Origin of the sequence: Pseudomonas sp. Irchel 3F6 (assembly GCF_900187595.1) — a bacterium.
GTDB classification, from domain to species: domain Bacteria; phylum Pseudomonadota; class Gammaproteobacteria; order Pseudomonadales; family Pseudomonadaceae; genus Aquipseudomonas; species Aquipseudomonas siliginis.
In genome coordinates this window covers 288,681-304,678 of sequence record NZ_FYDP01000001.1, presented here as the reverse complement: position 1 = coordinate 304,678, position 15,998 = coordinate 288,681, and the positions used below count along the sequence as shown (strand labels likewise).

General features: G+C 59.8%; 13 protein-coding genes. 4 read left to right on the top strand and 9 right to left on the bottom strand.

Annotation, left to right across the window (positions count from 1 at the left end):
• Nucleotides 1-159: 159 nt before the first annotated feature.
• Nucleotides 160-1,086, bottom strand: coding sequence for a Gfo/Idh/MocA family protein (locus CKW30_RS01305; RefSeq protein ID WP_095179588.1), 927 nt, complete (start codon nucleotides 1,084-1,086; stop codon nucleotides 160-162).
• 273 nt (nucleotides 1,087-1,359) lie between these two features.
• On the opposite strand from CKW30_RS01305, the gene CKW30_RS01300 reads away from it, so the two are divergent.
• Both CKW30_RS01300 and CKW30_RS01295 read left to right on the top strand, forming a co-directional pair.
• Nucleotides 1,360-1,965, top strand: a complete 606-nt coding sequence (locus tag CKW30_RS01300) for an SCO family protein (protein ID WP_016774221.1) — start codon at nucleotides 1,360-1,362, stop codon at nucleotides 1,963-1,965.
• Nucleotides 1,965-2,444: a copper chaperone PCu(A)C gene (locus CKW30_RS01295; RefSeq protein ID WP_095179587.1), complete on the top strand. Its 480-nt coding sequence runs from the start codon at nucleotides 1,965-1,967 to the stop codon at nucleotides 2,442-2,444. Before CKW30_RS01300 ends, CKW30_RS01295 begins: the two co-directional genes overlap by 1 nt.
• Nucleotides 2,445-2,662: 218 nt before the next feature.
• Here CKW30_RS01295 and CKW30_RS01290 read toward each other — a convergent pair whose 3' ends face one another.
• The gene (locus tag CKW30_RS01290; RefSeq protein ID WP_095179586.1) at nucleotides 2,663-3,679 is read right to left on the bottom strand and encodes an ABC transporter substrate-binding protein; all 1,017 of its coding nucleotides are present in this window, start codon (nucleotides 3,677-3,679) and stop codon (nucleotides 2,663-2,665) included.
• A gap of 328 nt (nucleotides 3,680-4,007) precedes the next feature.
• On the opposite strand from CKW30_RS01290, the gene CKW30_RS01285 reads away from it, so the two are divergent.
• Nucleotides 4,008-6,218 carry an LTA synthase family protein gene (locus tag CKW30_RS01285; protein WP_095179585.1) on the top strand — a complete coding sequence of 737 codons (2,211 nt, stop codon included), beginning with the start codon at nucleotides 4,008-4,010 and terminating at the stop codon, nucleotides 6,216-6,218.
• A gap of 9 nt (nucleotides 6,219-6,227) precedes the next feature.
• Here the strand turns inward: CKW30_RS01285 and CKW30_RS01280 are convergent, their stop codons facing one another.
• Nucleotides 6,228-6,656, bottom strand: coding sequence for a hypothetical protein (locus CKW30_RS01280; RefSeq protein WP_095179584.1), 429 nt, complete (start codon nucleotides 6,654-6,656; stop codon nucleotides 6,228-6,230).
• Between the two features lie 260 nt (nucleotides 6,657-6,916).
• Between CKW30_RS01280 and katG the strand changes: the two genes are divergently transcribed.
• The gene (gene katG, locus CKW30_RS01275; RefSeq protein ID WP_095179583.1) at nucleotides 6,917-9,193 is read left to right on the top strand and encodes a catalase/peroxidase HPI; all 2,277 of its coding nucleotides are present in this window, start codon (nucleotides 6,917-6,919) and stop codon (nucleotides 9,191-9,193) included.
• Nucleotides 9,194-9,378: 185 nt separating this feature from the next.
• Here katG and pepN read toward each other — a convergent pair whose 3' ends face one another.
• Genes pepN through CKW30_RS01245 form a run of 6 tightly spaced genes read right to left on the bottom strand, consistent with a single transcriptional unit; the run spans nucleotide 9,379 to nucleotide 15,896 of the window.
• Nucleotides 9,379-12,036, bottom strand: coding sequence for an aminopeptidase N (pepN, locus tag CKW30_RS01270; RefSeq protein ID WP_095179582.1), 2,658 nt, complete (start codon nucleotides 12,034-12,036; stop codon nucleotides 9,379-9,381).
• A 10-nt stretch (nucleotides 12,037-12,046) separates the two neighbouring features.
• The gene (locus CKW30_RS01265) at nucleotides 12,047-12,877 is read right to left on the bottom strand and encodes a DUF2797 domain-containing protein (RefSeq protein WP_016774216.1); all 831 of its coding nucleotides are present in this window, start codon (nucleotides 12,875-12,877) and stop codon (nucleotides 12,047-12,049) included.
• A complete protein-coding gene (locus CKW30_RS01260) occupies nucleotides 12,874-13,134 on the bottom strand; it encodes a YeaC family protein (protein ID WP_095179581.1) in 261 nt (86 codons plus the stop codon). The genes CKW30_RS01265 and CKW30_RS01260 overlap by 4 nt, the downstream gene beginning before the upstream one ends.
• A 34-nt stretch (nucleotides 13,135-13,168) precedes the next feature.
• Nucleotides 13,169-14,038, bottom strand: a complete 870-nt coding sequence (locus CKW30_RS01255; RefSeq protein WP_095179580.1) for a rhomboid family intramembrane serine protease — start codon at nucleotides 14,036-14,038, stop codon at nucleotides 13,169-13,171.
• Nucleotides 14,035-15,006, bottom strand: coding sequence for a metallophosphoesterase (locus tag CKW30_RS01250; RefSeq protein WP_095179579.1), 972 nt, complete (start codon nucleotides 15,004-15,006; stop codon nucleotides 14,035-14,037). Before CKW30_RS01250 ends, CKW30_RS01255 begins: the two co-directional genes overlap by 4 nt.
• The gene (locus tag CKW30_RS01245) at nucleotides 15,006-15,896 is read right to left on the bottom strand and encodes an NAD(+) kinase (RefSeq protein ID WP_041480619.1); all 891 of its coding nucleotides are present in this window, start codon (nucleotides 15,894-15,896) and stop codon (nucleotides 15,006-15,008) included. The genes CKW30_RS01250 and CKW30_RS01245 overlap by 1 nt, the downstream gene beginning before the upstream one ends.
• Nucleotides 15,897-15,998 lie beyond the last annotated feature (102 nt).

Here is a 15,998-nt window from a genome sequence, read left to right as displayed (position 1 = left end):
GTTCAGGCGGTTGTAGGTTGGAGTGGTCATGGTGTGCGTCCCTTTTCAAGTTTGGAGTTTTGTTGTTGCGTTCAAGTTGGGTACAGATTACTGACGCACAGCAAAGGGATAAATCGCTTGAAAAGGGTTACACCGTCCACTCAAACCGGACAATCCACTTCAATCGTAAAACGGCTCAACCAACGCCCGGCTGCCGACAAAGAAACTGTCCGCTACCAAGCGCAACGGTTGCAGGTCGAGGTCGCTGGCCTTGTCGCTGATCAATTGCTGGAAGTGGCGGTAGACCGCTGCGTACTCGCCCTCCTCCGACACGCTTTGCTTCACGCCGTCGATGCTTAGCACCGCGCCGCCATTGTCCAGACGCAGGACGCCTTCGACGCAGCGGATTTCGATGCTCCACAGTTCGTCGTGGCCATGGTCGAAGTCGAACTCGGCGCGTACGTCGAGCTGATGTGCATCAGACATTTTGATAGAGGCGGCAATCGGCGACTGGCAGTTGCTCGGCACGCGCAGTTCGGCGGCTTCGACAAACAGCGGCAGCGTCAGCAGGTGGGTGATGATCGACAAGGCGTTGATGCCCGGGTCGAAGACGCCGAGGCCGCCCGGTTGCCAGATCCATGCCTGACCCGGATGCCACTTGCGCACGTCTTCCTTCCAGTCAATCTGTACGCTTTGCAGGGTGCGGCTGGCCAGCCAGTCGCGGGCGGCGGCGATGCCCGGTGCGTAGCGTGAATGCCAGGCGAACAAAGCGCTGACGCCTTGATCGGCGACTTGATCGACCAGGGCCATAGCCTCGCCCAATGTCGCACAGGGCGGTTTTTCCACCAGCACGTGCTTGCCGGCCGCCAACGCCTGTTGCACCAGTGCGAAGCGCCCCTGTGGCGGCGTGCAGAACGCAATTGCGTCGACAGTCGGGCCGTTCTCGAGCAGCTCGCCCAGCGACTGGAAGTTTTCCACCCCGGCGCAAGGTTTGCCCTGGGTGGCGACCGCCACCAACTGGAACGCCGGGTTGGCGAGGATGGCGGGAACGTGTTGATCCTGGGCGATCTTGCCGTAGCCCACCAGGCCGAGACGAATCGGTTGCATTACAGACTCCTGTTGTTGTTTTGGTCTTTGCAGCGCAGCGGCAAGAGTACGTGTTTCTGCGCTCGCGTCCAATCGTCATACTATTTAAATCAAGTTTGGTCGCGGCGAACGCATCGCTTATTCGTCATTTCTTCTTACACCTTTTGTCGTCCGATCCCGCATCGCGCGGCGATCGGCAGCCGGCGATCAGCCTCAGTTTGCTATCATGCGGCGCTTTTACGGTTAACCCCCCGCCAGTCCTGCCGACTCGCGGGCTGCAAAAGGCGGTATTAGATGACGGCTTTGTTGACTCGCCGCAAGGTACTTGCGGGAATGGGCGTGCTCGGGCTCGGCCTGCTCGCCGGTTGCGATACCCGTGGCCAACTGTCGTACAAGTACGGCAAGGATCTGAGCGACAAGATCCTCGGACGCACCTTCAAGCTGAAGAATCCCGAAGGCGAAACCATGTCGCTGTCGAGCTTTCGCGGGATGATGCCGATGATCTTTTTCGGCTTCACCCAATGCCCGGCCGTTTGCCCCACCACCCTGGCCCGCGCCGCGCAGATCAAGAAACTCATGGGCCGCGACGGCGACCGTCTGCAAGTGGTGTTCATCACCCTCGACCCTGAGCGCGACACGCCGCAGATCCTCGACGCCTACGTCAAAGCCTTCGATCCGAGCTTCGTCGCGCTGTACGGCACACTTGAGGAAACCAAGGCCACCGCCAAGGAATTCGACGTGTTCTACGAGAAAGTCCCGGCCGGCGACACCTATACCATCTCCCATACGTCCACCAGCTACGTCTACGACTCGCGTGGTGAGTTGCGCCTGGGCCTGTCCACTTCGCTGACAGCCCAAGAGTGCACGGAAGATTTGCTTACTGTTATGGAGGTCTGCTGATGCATCCCGTTCTGAATCACCTCAAACGCACCGTATGTGCACTGTCCCTGCTCGGCCTGGCCTTCCAGGTGTCGGCGCAGACCAAAGTCGACGATGCCTGGGTCCGTGCCACCGTGCCGACCCAGTCCGCCAGCGGCGCGTTCATGACCGTCACTGCCGACAGCGACAGCAAGCTGCTCAGCGTTGCCTCGCCAGTGGCCAAGGACGTTCAGATTCATGAAATGAGCATGAAGAACGATGTGATGACCATGGGCCCGGTGAAGTCCGTTGAGCTGCCTGCCGGCAAAGCCGTGAGCTTCGACCCGAACGGCTACCACGTCATGCTGATGGGCCTGACCGGTCAGTTGAAGGAAGGCGACAGCGTGCCGCTGACCCTGACCGTGGAAAACGTCAAGGGCGAGAAAGAAACCATTGAAGTCAAGGCACCGGTCCGCGCGCTGACCAACATGGGCGGCCACGATCACAGCAAGATGCATTGATCGCTGACGGAAAGACTGTTCGCCCGACACATAAACGGGGCGGCCTGATCGATGATCGGGCCGCCCCGTTTTTTTGCCCGGAAGAGGGTTTACGCGGCTAAACCTGTGGGAGCGAGCTTGCTCGCGAAGGCGTCAGGTCAGTCAACTCATCTGTGGCTGAAACTCCGCTTTCGCGAGCAAGCTCACTCCTACAGTAGTTCCGGCTGATGCCCAATCCCTCAACTCCCCGCACCACCATGCGCCTCTTCAAAGAAGTAATCCTTCCAGCTCGCCGCCTTGTTTTTCAACACACCCAGTTCCTGCAATTTTTCGGCATATATAAACGTGCGTTGTGGCACGACGGTGAAGTCGATTTCCGGGTCTTTGACGATTTGCTCGACCAGAGCCAGCGGCAGTTTCGATTGTTCGACGCGGATGTAGGCCTGGGCAGCCGCGGGTTTGTCGGCTTTGATGATCTGCTCGGCTTCGGCCAGTGCGTCGTAGAACGCCTTGTAGGTTTTCGGGTTTTCGTCGTGGAATTTTTCCGTGGTGTAGAGCACGTTGAACGTCGCCGGGCCGCCGAGGATGTCGTAGGAGCTCAGCACTTTATGCACGTTCGGGTTTTGCAGAGCCTGGTACTGAAACGGTGGGCTGGAGAAATGCGAATTGATTTCCGAGCCGCCGGCGATCAGCGCGGCGGTGGCGTCCGGGTGCGGCAGGCTGACTGAAATGTTATCGAATTTCTTGAACTGGTCGTCGCCGAACTCCTTGGCGGTTTCAATCTGCAGGGTGCGCGACTGAAAACCTACGCCTGCGGCCGGCACGGCGATACGGTCCTTGTCGCTGAAGTCCTTGAGGGTTTTGATGTTCGGGTTGTTGGTCAGCAGGTAATTGGGCATCGAGCCCAGCGCGGCGATGGCTTTGACATTCTGCTTGCCCTTGGTGCGGTCCCACACGGTGAGCATTGGCGGCACGCCGGCCGAGACCACATCCAGCGCTCCGGTCAGCAGCGCCTCGTTCATCGCCGTGGCGCCGGAAATGCTGTTCCAGTCGACCTTGATGTCCAGACCCTGAGCCTTACCGTGTCTCTCGATCAGCTGTTGATCGCGTACGACATCGAGAATCAGGTAACCAATGCCGAATTGCTGGGCGATGCTGATCCTGCCCTCGGCTTGGGCGCCGCTACTGAACAGCGCACCCGCTGCCAGAGTAGCGGCCAACAGAGTCAGCGCAGAACGTTTGAACGGTGTGGCCATGACAACCTCGCAGCATGGGGGTGGGCTGAAAGGCCTGACTTTATAGCTATAAAAAATTGAAATTAAATATCTTTATCGCATATCGATAGCACTGAGCGATTTGACGTCTGCTGCTGGAATTCAGGAGCAGTGGATGGACCTACAACAGTCTGAAACAAAAAACTGCCCCTCGGGAAAATGGCACTGCGTCCCACAACCCACGCCCGCTATGGGCACGCGCCGTTTCGGGGATCGCCGGCCGCAGGTTTTAAAAAGCCGATCAGCCTTCCTGCCCTTGGTATCATCACCCACACTTTTTTGACCCTTTGATGACAAGCAGGCCTTTTTTGTGAGCGCTCTTTTCAACTGGCTGCGGCGGCCGAATGCCCGCCTTCTTTCTCTAATCGTTTTGGTAATGATCGTGCCGGTGTGCCTGCGTGCAGCGTTGGGCTGGTCGACACCGCTGGGCTTTTTGTCGGATCTGGCCGTGGGTAGTCTGCTGGTGGTAGCGCTGCATCGCCGTACGTGGTGGCTGGCCTTGCCGGTGCTGGTGATTTGGGCGCTGCTGGCGATCGCCACGGCAGAATTGGTCAGCGCCGTCGGCCGCCTGCCGACGCCTTCGGATGTTCACTACCTGATCGACCCGCAGTTCGTCGAGAACTCCACTGGCGGCGGACTTGCGCACCCTGCCCTGGCCATTGCCTTGCTGGGTGCGTTGGTTTTCTGGCTGCTGGCCCAATTTGTGGGGCGCGGTCTGGCTCGTCCGGCATTGCCGCGCGCGGCCTGGGCAGCGCCGATCGTTTTGTTCGCCGCGCACTGGGGCGCGCTAAACCTGTGGCCGAATGACGGCGACGCCTGGCGCCTGTACAACCTGCCGCATCAATTGCTCGCTAGCGAAGTGGCCGACTTGCAGATCCAGGCCGAGGAGTGGCTGGACGGCGACGTCGAAGAACCGACACCGGCGATGGCCGGGCTCACCGATGTCGATCTCATTGGCCAGAAGCTGCTCGCCGCGCCGGGTCAGGCGCGCAATGTGTTGATCATTGCCCTGGAAGGAATCCCCGGCGCCTACATCCGCGCCAACCGCGAAGCGATCGGCAGTCATTACCAGGAAGACCTGATGCCCAACCTCAGCCGCTGGGCCGAGCGCGGCATGAACACTCCGGATTACGTGCTGCACACCCATCAGACCATTCGCGGTCTGTACGCCATGCTGTGCGGTGACTACGACAAGCTCAACAACGGCACGCCCAAAGGCGTGGAAATGCTCACCCTCAACGAACGCAATCAGGCCTGCCTGCCGGCGCAGCTGCGCGAACACGGCTTCAGCACTCATTATTTGCAGGGCGCCGGCCTGCGCTTCATGGCCAAAGACAAGATCATGCCGCACATCGGTTTCGATGCGACCCACGGCCTGGAATGGTTCAGCAACAGCAACTATCTGGAGTTCCCGTGGGGCAAGGATGACAGGGCATTTTTCGAAGGTGCGCTGGATTACGTCGGCCAGTTGAAAAAGCAAAAGCAGCCGTGGATGTTGACTCTGCTGACGGTCGGCACCCATCAGCCCTACTCCGCACCGGAGGATTATCTGCAGCGTTATGAGACGCCCAAGCAGGCTGCCGTCGGTTATCTCGACGATGCGCTGGATCAGTTTCTTTCAGGGCTGGAGCGCCAGGGCGTTCTCAAGGACACACTGGTGGTGATCACCTCGGATGAATCCCATGGCATCGACGGCGTGCGGCTGGCCTCCTCGTGGGGTTTCAACCTGACGCTGGCACCGGAGCAGGCGCAACTGCCGCGTCTGAATGCCGGGGTCTACGGCCACGTCGATCTGAGCACCTCGATCCTCGACTATTTCGACCTGCCGGTGCCGACTGCGCTGAGCGGGCGGTCGCTGTTTCGCGACTACGATTCGGGGCGAGAAATCATGTCGTTCACCAACGGCAAACTGCGCTACCACAACGGTCAGGGCATCTTCTCCGAGTGCGATCTGCCGCGCCGCTGCCGCTATTACCAAAGCACCGGCTTCATCGCCGAAAGTGCCACATACAAAGGCACCTACAGCGGCCACCCGGCCCGGCAGATCGCCGCGCGCGCCGATGCGCTGGACCTGTCCTTGCTGCGCACACCGCTCAATCATCGCTACCAGTTCGGCAGCAACAACATCATCCCTCTGCAAGCGCAGATAAAGGATGACTGGGCCGACAACCTGATCGGCGCGCAATACCTGGAAATGCCCAAAGGCTCGCACACCCGCGTGCGCCTGACCGTGCGCTCGGTCGATCCGCAGCAGGCGGCGTACATTCAGCTCAAGGCCAAGGAATTTGAACAGGACGTGCAACTGGGCCTGCCAGCAGAAATGGTCGCCACGGCGGATCAGCCGCTGGAGATGGATTTCAGCTTTGAAAACCCGCAGCCGCGCAAAGCCTTCTCGTTTCATTTGCTGGGCTACGGCAATGGCGCGGTTGAAGTATCGGACTTCAGCGTGATCACTGAACTGCCTGGGCAGGATGACATTCTTGATGACGTGCCCGAGGACGACACCGCGCAATCGAGTTGACGTCTTTATTTATAAAGGCTGCACTCGCCTGTCACTTTGCTTCGGGGTATCGAGTGTAAGATCGAATTTGCCTGTCACTTTCCTGGCTTTTCCCAGATCCAGAGCAAAAGTGCCTGCTACGTTTTTGCGAAAATTGGCAAAGGTGACGATGAGTTCACCCTCAATAATGGGTTGGTCAAAATGATTGATCATAACCTTCCAATACCGTCCCATGGTTGGAAAAGTCACTGTGTGAGGACCATCTCCCTCCAACGCATTCGGCACAGACAACTCGACCGTGTGTATAAAATCGTCAGTTCCGATGATGATAAATTCCGTCTCGGTCTCTGCATAAACACATAACTTGCTCTCCAGAAATTTAACGTCATCGAGAAACGCGACAAAGCTACCGGTAGCATTTCGTTTGTTCAGAAGGTCACTTGTTTCGTCCTGAGACATGTCGATATTCCCTTGAGGTAAAGGTGACGTTGCGTTGACTCCAACATATTGTGATTGCGTGGTAGCAACCACTGTCAAAGCTGACAGTTTTTAAGATCGCTTCGAAATAACGCCGCTTTTGCATCACGATATCGAGGTAGCAAAAGAGCCTGCCTATCGCCTGCCAAGACTGCGGCTATTAGCCGACTTGCCAACTCGGGTCTAGCCTTACCAGTCCGAAGTCGGCACGAGCCGGCCGCAGACCTGATAGGGATCCGAACATGGCAAACGAATCGAAATGCCCGTTCAACCACGCCGCCGGCGGCGGTACGACGAACCGTGACTGGTGGCCGAATCAACTCAATCTGAAAATCCTCAGCCAGCATTCCCCCAAGTCCGATCCGCTGGGCCAGGACTTCGACTACGCCAAAGCCTTCAAAAGCCTCGACTTCCAGGCGCTGAAACAAGACATCAAAGCACTGATGACTGATTCTCAGGACTGGTGGCCAGCCGATTTCGGCCATTACGGCCCACTGTTCGTGCGCATGGCCTGGCACAGCGCCGGGACCTATCGCACCGCCGACGGCCGTGGCGGCGCCGGCTCCGGTCAGCAACGCTTCGCCCCGCTCAACAGCTGGCCGGACAACGTCAGCCTCGACAAGGCCCGCCGCCTGCTGTGGCCGATAAAGCAGAAATACGGCCGCAACATTTCCTGGGCCGACCTGATCGTGCTCACCGGCAACGTCGCGCTGGAATCCATGGGCTTCAAGACCTTCGGTTTTTCCGGGGGCCGCGCCGATGTCTGGGAACCGGATGAAGATGTTTACTGGGGCTCGGAAACCGAGTGGCTGGGCGGCGACAACCGTTACGGCAAGAGCAATGGCCCAGTGCAAGAGCCCGGTGACGGCACGCTGGTGGCTGAGCCCGATTTGCATGGCCGTGAAGAAAGCCGCACCGATCAGGGCGAACGCAATCTGGAAAATCCCCTCGCCGCCGTGCAGATGGGCCTGATCTACGTCAACCCTGAAGGCCCGGAAGGCAACCCGGATCCGGTGGCCTCGGCCAAGGACATTCGCGAAACCTTCGGCCGCATGGCCATGAACGACGAAGAAACCGTGGCGCTGATCGCCGGCGGCCACGCGTTCGGCAAGACCCACGGCGCCGGCCCGGCCGACAATGTCGGCCCAGAGCCGGAAGCGGCCGGTCTGGAGCAACAGGGTCTGGGCTGGAAAAACGCCTTCGGCACCGGTAAAGGCGCCGACACCATCACCAGTGGTCTGGAAGTGACCTGGACCACCACGCCAACGCAGTGGAGCAACAACTATCTGGAAAACCTGTTCGGCTTCGAGTGGGAGCTGACCAAAAGCCCGGCGGGCGCCAATCAGTGGCAACCGAAAAACGGCGCGGGTGCAGGCACCGTTCCCCACGCTCACGATCCGAACAAGAAGCTCTCGCCGACCATGCTCACCTCTGACCTGGCGCTGCGCTTCGATCCTGCTTATGAGCAGATCTCGCGGCGTTTCCTGGCCAATCCCGATCAGCTCGCCGACGCATTCGCCCGCGCCTGGTACAAGCTGATCCATCGTGACATGGGTCCGCTCTCTCGCTACCTCGGCCCGGAAATGCCGCAAGAGGAGCTGCTCTGGCAAGACCCGCTGCCCGATGTGACGCACCCGCTTATCGATGACAGCGACGCAACGGCGCTGAAAAACAAGGTGCTGGCTTCAGGGTTGTCAGTGTCGCAACTGGTTTCGACCGCGTGGGCTGCTGCATCGACCTTCCGCGGTTCGGACAAGCGCGGTGGCGCCAACGGCGGACGCTTGCGTCTGGCCCCGCAGAAGTTCTGGCAGGCCAACCAGCCCGAACAACTGGACAAAGTGCTGAGCACGCTGGAAAGCATTCAGAACGAGTTCAACGGTTCTGCTGCCAATGGCAAGAAGATCTCGTTGGCGGACCTGATCGTCCTGGCCGGTAATGCCGGGGTGGAAAAAGCCGCGCAGAACGCCGGGCATTCGGTGTCGGTGCCGTTTTCACCGGGCCGCGTCGATGCTTCGCAGGAGCAGACCGATGTCGCATCGTTCGGCTTCCTCGAACCGATTGCCGATGGCTTCCGCAATTACAGCAAAAGCAAATACACGGTTGCGGCAGAAACCCTGCTGATCGACAAGGCGCAGTTGCTGACTCTCACGGCACCAGAAATGACCGTGCTGCTGGGTGGTTTGCGGGTATTGAACACCAATGTCGGCCAGACGCGGCATGGCGTGTTCACCGATAAAACCGAAACGCTGAGCAATGACTTCTTCACCCACCTGCTGGACATGGGTGTGGAGTGGACCCCAACGTCACGGGATGCCGATGAGTTTGAAGGCCGTGACCGCAAGACCGGGGCGCCAAAGTGGACGGCGACGCGGGTGGATCTGGTGTTCGGCTCCAATGCGCAATTGCGCGCATTGGCCGAGGTCTATGCCAGTTCCGACGCGAAGGCGCAGTTCGTCAACGATTTCGTCAAGGCCTGGACGAAGGTGATGAATCTGGATCGGTTTGATCTGCGTAAATAGCTGTTTGTTGTGCCAATAAAAATGCCGCTCGTTGAGCGGCATTTTTTTGTTGATCGTTCCCACGCGCAGCAAAGGAATGCAGCAAGGGACGCTCTGCGTCCCAAAGCCGATGCAGAGCGTGGAGAGAGGCATTCCCACGCAGAGCATGGGAACGATCAATTAAAGGCCCCAACATTTAATCGGCGTTACGCCAGGCTTTTGCTCACCACTTCATACACATCGCTGGACAGCGCCCCGGACGCCAGAATCCGCTCCAGCTCGGCCTTCATCAGTGCCTGACGCGCGCTGTCGTATTTGCGCCAGCGGGTCAGCGGTGCCAATTGACGTGAGGCGATCTGTGGGTTGAAGCCGTTCAGTTCGATCACCAGATCGGCAAGGAAGCGATAACCGGAACCGTCCGCCGCGTGGAAGTTGATCAGGTTCTGCCCGGCGAACGCGCCGATCAGTGCCCGCACCTTGTTCGGGTTCTTGATGTTGAACGCTGGGTGCTGCATCAACGCCTTAACGCGCGCCAAACCGCCCGGCAAGGTGCTACCGGCCTGCACGCTGAACCACTGATCCATGACCAGCGGATTGTCCTTGAAGTGCTCGGCGAAGCTGGCCAAAGCCAGGGCCTTCTGCTCTTCGAAAGGCGAGTTGACCAGCACCGCCAGCGCGGTCAGGCGCTCGGTCATGTTGTCGGCAGCCTCGAATTGCTCCAGCGCCGCTGCCAACACTTCCGGCTTGCCGCTGAGCATCAGGTACGACAGGGCGATGTTCTGCAAGGCGCGACGGGCGAAGTGCTCGGCTTCGGCCACGTACGGAGTCTTTTTCGACAAATCGCGGTTGGCCTGATAACGCAGCCACAGCGCTTCGAACAAGCCTTCGGCGAGTTGCTTGCGGGCGAACTCGCGAGCGACGTGAATCGCCTCGACGTCAGCCACTTCGCTGATCTCGGTGAGATAGGCCTCACCCGGCAGCGAGAGCATTTCGGCAACCATCGCCTGATCCAGCGACTCGTCGGACAGCACCGTGCGCAGTGCCGACACCAGACGCGGATCGAGCTTCAGGCTCTCGCCTTTCTGATGCTGGCCGATCAACTCTTGAAGCACTTGCACCGAAAGTTGCTGACCGGCATCCCAGCGGTTGAAGCCGTCGCTGTCGTGCTGCATCAGGAACATCAGTTGGTCGCGGTTGTACGGGAAACTCAATTTCACTGGCGCCGAGAAGCCACGCAGCAGCGACGGCAGCGGCTGTTCGTTGATGTCGACAAAAGTGAAGGTCTGCTCGGCTTCGGTTACCGAAATCACCCGAGTGGTGCCTTGTGCCGAGGCTTCGCCAGCCAGACGCAGAGCGATTTCATTGCCCTGGCTGTCGAGCAGGCCGAGCTCGACCGGAATCACGAACGGCAGTTTTTCTACCTTGTCCGGGGTCGGCGGGCAGCTCTGGCGGAAGGTCAGGCTGTAGGTTTTCGCCGCAGCGTCGTAGGACTCGCTGACAGCCAGACGCGGTGTGCCGGCCTGGCTGTACCAGCGTTTGAACTGGCTGAGATCAACGCCATTGGCATCTTCCATGGCCTTGACGAAGTCGTCGCAGGTCACGGCCTGACCGTCGTGGCGTTCGAAATACAGATCGCTGCCCTTACGGAAGCCTTCGGCGCCCAGCAGGGTGTGGATCATGCCGACCACTTCCGAACCCTTTTCGTACACGGTCAGGGTGTAGAAGTTGGAAATCTCGATGAAGCTGTCCGGGCGCACGGCGTGGGCCATCGGCCCGGCATCTTCGGCGAACTGGTGGGTACGCAGGTACGCCACGTCCTGAATGCGCTTGACCGTCGCCGAGTTCATGTCCGAGGAGAAACCGGCATCGCGGAACACCGTAAAGCCTTCCTTGAGCGACAGCTGGAACCAGTCACGGCAGGTCACGCGGTTGCCCGACCAGTTGTGGAAGTATTCATGGGCGACGATCGCCTCGACCCGCTGGTGCGCGGCGTCGGTCGCGGTTTCGGCGCGGGCCAGCACGGCGCTGGAGTTGAAAATGTTGAGGCCCTTGTTCTCCATCGCGCCCATGTTGAAATCGTTGACGGCGACGATCATGAAGATGTCCAGATCGTACTCGCGACCGTAGACCTCTTCGTCCCAGCGCATGGATTTCTTCAGGCTGTTCATCGCGTGCTGACACTTGTCGATGTTTTCCGGCTCGACATAAATGCGCAGCGCGACGTTGCGCTGGCTCATGGTTGTGAAAGTGTCTTCGACGCACCACAGATCACCGGCGACCAGCGCAAACAGGTACGCCGGTTTCTTGAACGGATCTTCCCAGGTCGCCCAGTGCCGGCCGTCTTCGCCGGGGCCGGAAGCGATCGGGTTACCGTTGGAGAGCAACACCGGGTAGCTGTGCTGTTCGGCCACGACGGTGGTGGTGAACTTGCTCATCACGTCCGGGCGGTCGAGGTAATAGGTGATCTTGCGGAAGCCTTCGGCCTCGCACTGGGTGCAGAACATCGTGCCGGACTTGTACAGGCCTTCCAGCGCGGTATTGGTTTCCGGATGGATGCGCACGCTGGTGTCGAGGGTGAAGGTTTCACTGGTTGGCTGCAGAGTCAGGTGGCTGTCCGAGACTTGATAGTCAGCGGCGCTCAGCTCCTGGTCCGCCAGCGTCACCGACAGCAGCTCAAGTTGCTGGCCGTCGAGCACCAGCGGCGGCAGGCCGGCGCCGCGTTCCGGGTTGCGGCGCATCACCAGTTGCGCGTGAACCAGGCTGTGGTCCTCGAACAACTCGAAGGTCAGGTGGGTTTCGTCGATCAGGTACTCGGGTGCCTGATAGTCCTTGAGGTAAATCATCTTCGGTTGTTCGGTGCGCATGCTGGAATCCTTATTGATGCACGGCGAGCTGGTACGCCGTGTATTTACGAATGTTGATCACGCCGGTGTCGAAGATCAGGTACTGGCCCTTGATCCCCAGCAGCGTGCCTTCGGCAATCGGGTTCTTGTCCAGGTTGAAGCTGACGATTTTCGCCGGGTATTGCTCGACGGGATAGCGGATTTCCAGCGGTTCGACATCGGCAATCGTCTGAATCGCCTGTAGGCCGAATCGCTCCTGCAACCCTTGCAGGCCTTCGGCGCAGCTTTCGAACAACTGATCGCGCACCTGCGCCAGATCCACCGCCGCCGCATCACCTTTGAGCAGCGCGCGCCAGTTGGTCTTGTCCGCCACCTGGCTGCGGAACAGGTCCTCGACAAACCCCGATTGCTGGCGTGTCGATACACGCATGATTGGCAAGGCTTGACTCGCACCCTGGTCGAGCCAGCGGGTCGGCAACTGCGTAGCACGGGTGATGCCAACCTTGATGCCTGACGAATTGGCCAGGTAAACCACATGGTCGGTCATGCAGAACTGCTGGCCCCACACCGGATCACGGCAGGTGCCGGCGTCGAAGTGGCAGCGTTCCGGGCTCATGATGCACAGGTCGCACTGCGCCAGTTTGGTCATGCACGGGTAGCAATAGCCCTGACTGAAACTGGTTTTGGTTTTGCGCCCGCAATGGGTGCAGTGGATCGCCCCTAAAAATTCCAGACGCAGCGTGCTGCCGATCAACGGATTGACCGGCACCTCGACGTCATCCAGACGAAAGGCGTACTGCACGTTCGACCCGTCCAGACGCGCCGACATTTTGCTGATTGCACCGCGGCCAATCTCGATCAATGGATGGCATCCGACTTGAACAGGATGTTCGGCACTTCGATCGACTTCGACGCACATTCTTGCGGGCCCATGTAACCGGTGCGCTGGTCTTCAGGCAGGTTCTGGGTTTCCCAGGCAATCATCGCCTGCAACGACAGCTCGCGCTGTTCGACAGTGAGTTTGTTGCCGTCGGACCATTTGCCGATTTCCACGGCCAGCTTCAGGCTTTCGTAGATGTCCGGGGTGATGTTGTTGATCATGTCGTTGAAAGAGGACATCAGGGTCTCCGTGCTCTTTGCTGAAACAAAAATGTTAGGCGGCCAGTTTACGGCGGTTATACAAACCGCCCAACAAACCGGTAAAGCATCCGATGAGTAACCCGCTCAGGTGCGCGGCGTTGGCGATCTGGCCGAAACCGATCAGCGAGATCAGCCCGGACATGCACACCACCAGCCACACCAGCATCATCACCAGCACGCCGCGCGGCAAACGATAGGCCGGGTTCGGCGCCAGCAGCTGGAAGATCCAGCAATGCCCGAGCAAGCCGTAAAGCACGCCGGACAGCCCACCAAACAGGCTCGGGCCGCTCCAGACGAACTGGGCGTAGTTGGACACCAGACTGAACAGCAGCGTCAGGCCGATCAGGTTGATGCTGCCCTGGCGCGACTCGATGCGCCGCCCCAGCTCCCAGTACCACATACCGTTCATGGCCAGATGGAGGATGCCGAAGTGGATCAGCATCGGCGTCACCAGCCGCCACCACTGCCCCGCCGCGAGGCTATCGGCCAGCGGCGTGAAGTGGATGTACTCACCGATCACCCGGAAATCGAGGAAGGTCAGCCAGCGTAAGGTCTCTAGGTTTTCGCCGAGGAAGGTCAGACCACCGACGATCAGGCTCAACAGCAGAATCAACCCGGTGGCTTTGGCGTGTTTCAGCTGCTCGGCGAAGCTCGGGCGCTTGAAGGTCTGGCCTACGGGAATGTCCAGTTGTTGATCCGGGTCGCCGGCCGGGAAGCGCTCGTACAAGGAACGCACGTCTTCGCTGATTTCTTCTGGCGCCCACAGCACCTGTTCGCCCGCCTCTTCGCTGACGCGATGGGGCACTTTCATGCGTTGCAGCAGTTTGACAAAACCGCTCAGATCCACCGCCAACGGCAGGCGCAATACCGCTACCGCACTCATTGCAGCACCTCCGGCCGCTCGACATCGACCCAGACGAATTTTTGCGGATCCAGGCGCGTTTCCTGGTCCAGACGATAGGCCACCAGTTTGCCGTAGAGCACGGCGCTGTAATCCAGGCACGCGAGGTTCGGGCGGATCGGCGCCGGTTTGCCGCTGCGCCAGTAGTGGCCGACGAACAGCAACGGCTCGTCGACGCCGTAGCGCAGCAGGGAATTCTTTTCAGTGGACGTCAGCGGCGTCTGCGCGACAGGTTCGGGCAGTGCGTCGGGCTGGAACACGATGTCGCCGTAGGTTTTCGGGTCGTCTTCCCAGAACTTGGTGCGGAAGAACGAACGCACCAGACCGTCGCCACTGGTCATGGTCAGGCCGCCCGGCAGACGCATGTCGGTACCACGCAGCAAGCGATCGAACACAGTGCAGGCGAAGCTGCCGGGCACCGCCGAGGCCTGGAGGAAATGCTCATCGACGCAGCCATTGGGGAACAACGCCCGCAGCGGCTCGATCAGCCCGGCATCCCAGCATGCATGGACGACGCGAAACCGCCCGGCATCTACGAACAGCGGCAACTCGTAGAACCACTGCTGGAAGTCATGCCAGTCACCGGGATGGTCCTCGAATTGGCTCAGGGTTTCCTGCAACAGCCGCGCATGGCGCTTGGTGTGTTCGCGCACGAACTGCTTGCCGCTGCCCGGTGGCGCCGGGGTGACCCAGCCGAGCGCGTTGAATTCGTGGTTGCCCATGATGCACAGCGCCTGCCCCGCCTCGACCATGTCGTGAACGATGTGCAGCGCCTCGCGAATGCGCGGGCCACGGTCGATGATGTCGCCGACGAACACCGCCATGCGTGACGGATGCCGCCAGACCCCGCCCTGCTTGTGATAACCGAGACGGTCCAGCAAGTGTTCAAGGGTCATGGCGCATCCGTGCACGTCACCGATCAGGTCGTAACTGCGCGCGGGATCGAGCATCAGTCGCCTCCGCCCCCCAGCTTGCTGCCCCAGCCAAGCTTGGTGCGGCACACCTCGTAGTAATTGTGATCGAGCGGATGAATCAGGCGCAGCTTCTGCGCTTTCTTGCTCACGGTAATGGTGTCGCCCGGTGCGCAGGTGAAGTGGTTCTGGCCGTCGCAGGACACCTGCGGGTAGATCTGCATATCTTTGGACACGACGATTTTCAGCTCACTGTTGCCATCGACCACGATCGGCCGTCCCGACAAGGTATGGGGGTACATCGGCACAATCACAATAGCGTCGAGCTTGGGATGCATGATCGGCCCGCCGGCAGACAACGCGTAGGCAGTGGAGCCGGTCGGCGTCGCGACGATCAGGCCGTCGGCCTTCTGGCTGCAGACGAACTGGCCGTCGATGTACAGCTCGAATTCGATCATCCGCGTCGATTTGCCCGGGTGCAGCACGACATCGTTGAGCGCATCGCCCTGGCCGATGGCCTCGCCATGGCGACGCACTTCGGCTTGCAGCAGGAAGCGGTTTTCTACCAGATAGTGGCCGTCGAGCACTTCGGCGACCTTGATTTCCAACTCGTCGGGGCGAATATCGGTGAGGAAGCCAAGGCTGCCACGGTTGATGCCCAGCACCGGAATATTGTGTCTGGCCAGCGCCCGCGCGGCGCCGAGCAGGCTGCCGTCACCGCCGACGACGATGACCATGTCACAAACTTCGCCGAGCATCTTGCGCGACGAGGTTTGCAGGCCATGGCCGGGCAGGACTTCAGCGATGGTGTCTTCGAGGATCACATGCAGGTGACGGTCGAGCAGAAAGCGTTTCAGTCGGCGGACGGTATCCAGCACCTGGGAACTGCCCAGGCGACCGATGATGCCGATATTACGAAATTGCTCCATGGGACCTCTGCGGACAATCGAAAACGCGAAAAGCCGATTATGGGCGAAAGCGCCAGATAGACAAAATCCTTTCAGCCTCAAGGGTGCGCTCAGGTTTAAGGC

Excerpts from the sequence above, each read along its gene's own strand:
- CKW30_RS01260 (WP_095179581.1), bottom strand. The coding sequence starts at position 13,134 with ATGTCCTCTTTCAACGACATGATCAACAACATCACCCCGGACATCTAC.
- CKW30_RS01290 (WP_095179586.1), bottom strand. The coding sequence starts at position 3,679 with ATGGCCACACCGTTCAAACGTTCTGCGCTGACTCTGTTGGCCGCTACT.
- pepN (WP_095179582.1), bottom strand. The coding sequence starts at position 12,036 with ATGCGCACCGAACAACCGAAGATGATTTACCTCAAGGACTATCAGGCA.
- CKW30_RS01295 (WP_095179587.1), top strand. The coding sequence starts at position 1,965 with ATGCATCCCGTTCTGAATCACCTCAAACGCACCGTATGTGCACTGTCC.
- katG (WP_095179583.1), top strand. The coding sequence starts at position 6,917 with ATGGCAAACGAATCGAAATGCCCGTTCAACCACGCCGCCGGCGGCGGT.
- CKW30_RS01300 (WP_016774221.1), top strand. The coding sequence starts at position 1,360 with ATGACGGCTTTGTTGACTCGCCGCAAGGTACTTGCGGGAATGGGCGTG.
- CKW30_RS01250 (WP_095179579.1), bottom strand. The coding sequence starts at position 15,006 with ATGCTCGATCCCGCGCGCAGTTACGACCTGATCGGTGACGTGCACGGA.
- CKW30_RS01305 (WP_095179588.1), bottom strand. The coding sequence starts at position 1,086 with ATGCAACCGATTCGTCTCGGCCTGGTGGGCTACGGCAAGATCGCCCAG.
- CKW30_RS01245 (WP_041480619.1), bottom strand. The coding sequence starts at position 15,896 with ATGGAGCAATTTCGTAATATCGGCATCATCGGTCGCCTGGGCAGTTCC.
- CKW30_RS01280 (WP_095179584.1), bottom strand. The coding sequence starts at position 6,656 with ATGTCTCAGGACGAAACAAGTGACCTTCTGAACAAACGAAATGCTACC.
- CKW30_RS01255 (WP_095179580.1), bottom strand. The coding sequence starts at position 14,038 with ATGAGTGCGGTAGCGGTATTGCGCCTGCCGTTGGCGGTGGATCTGAGC.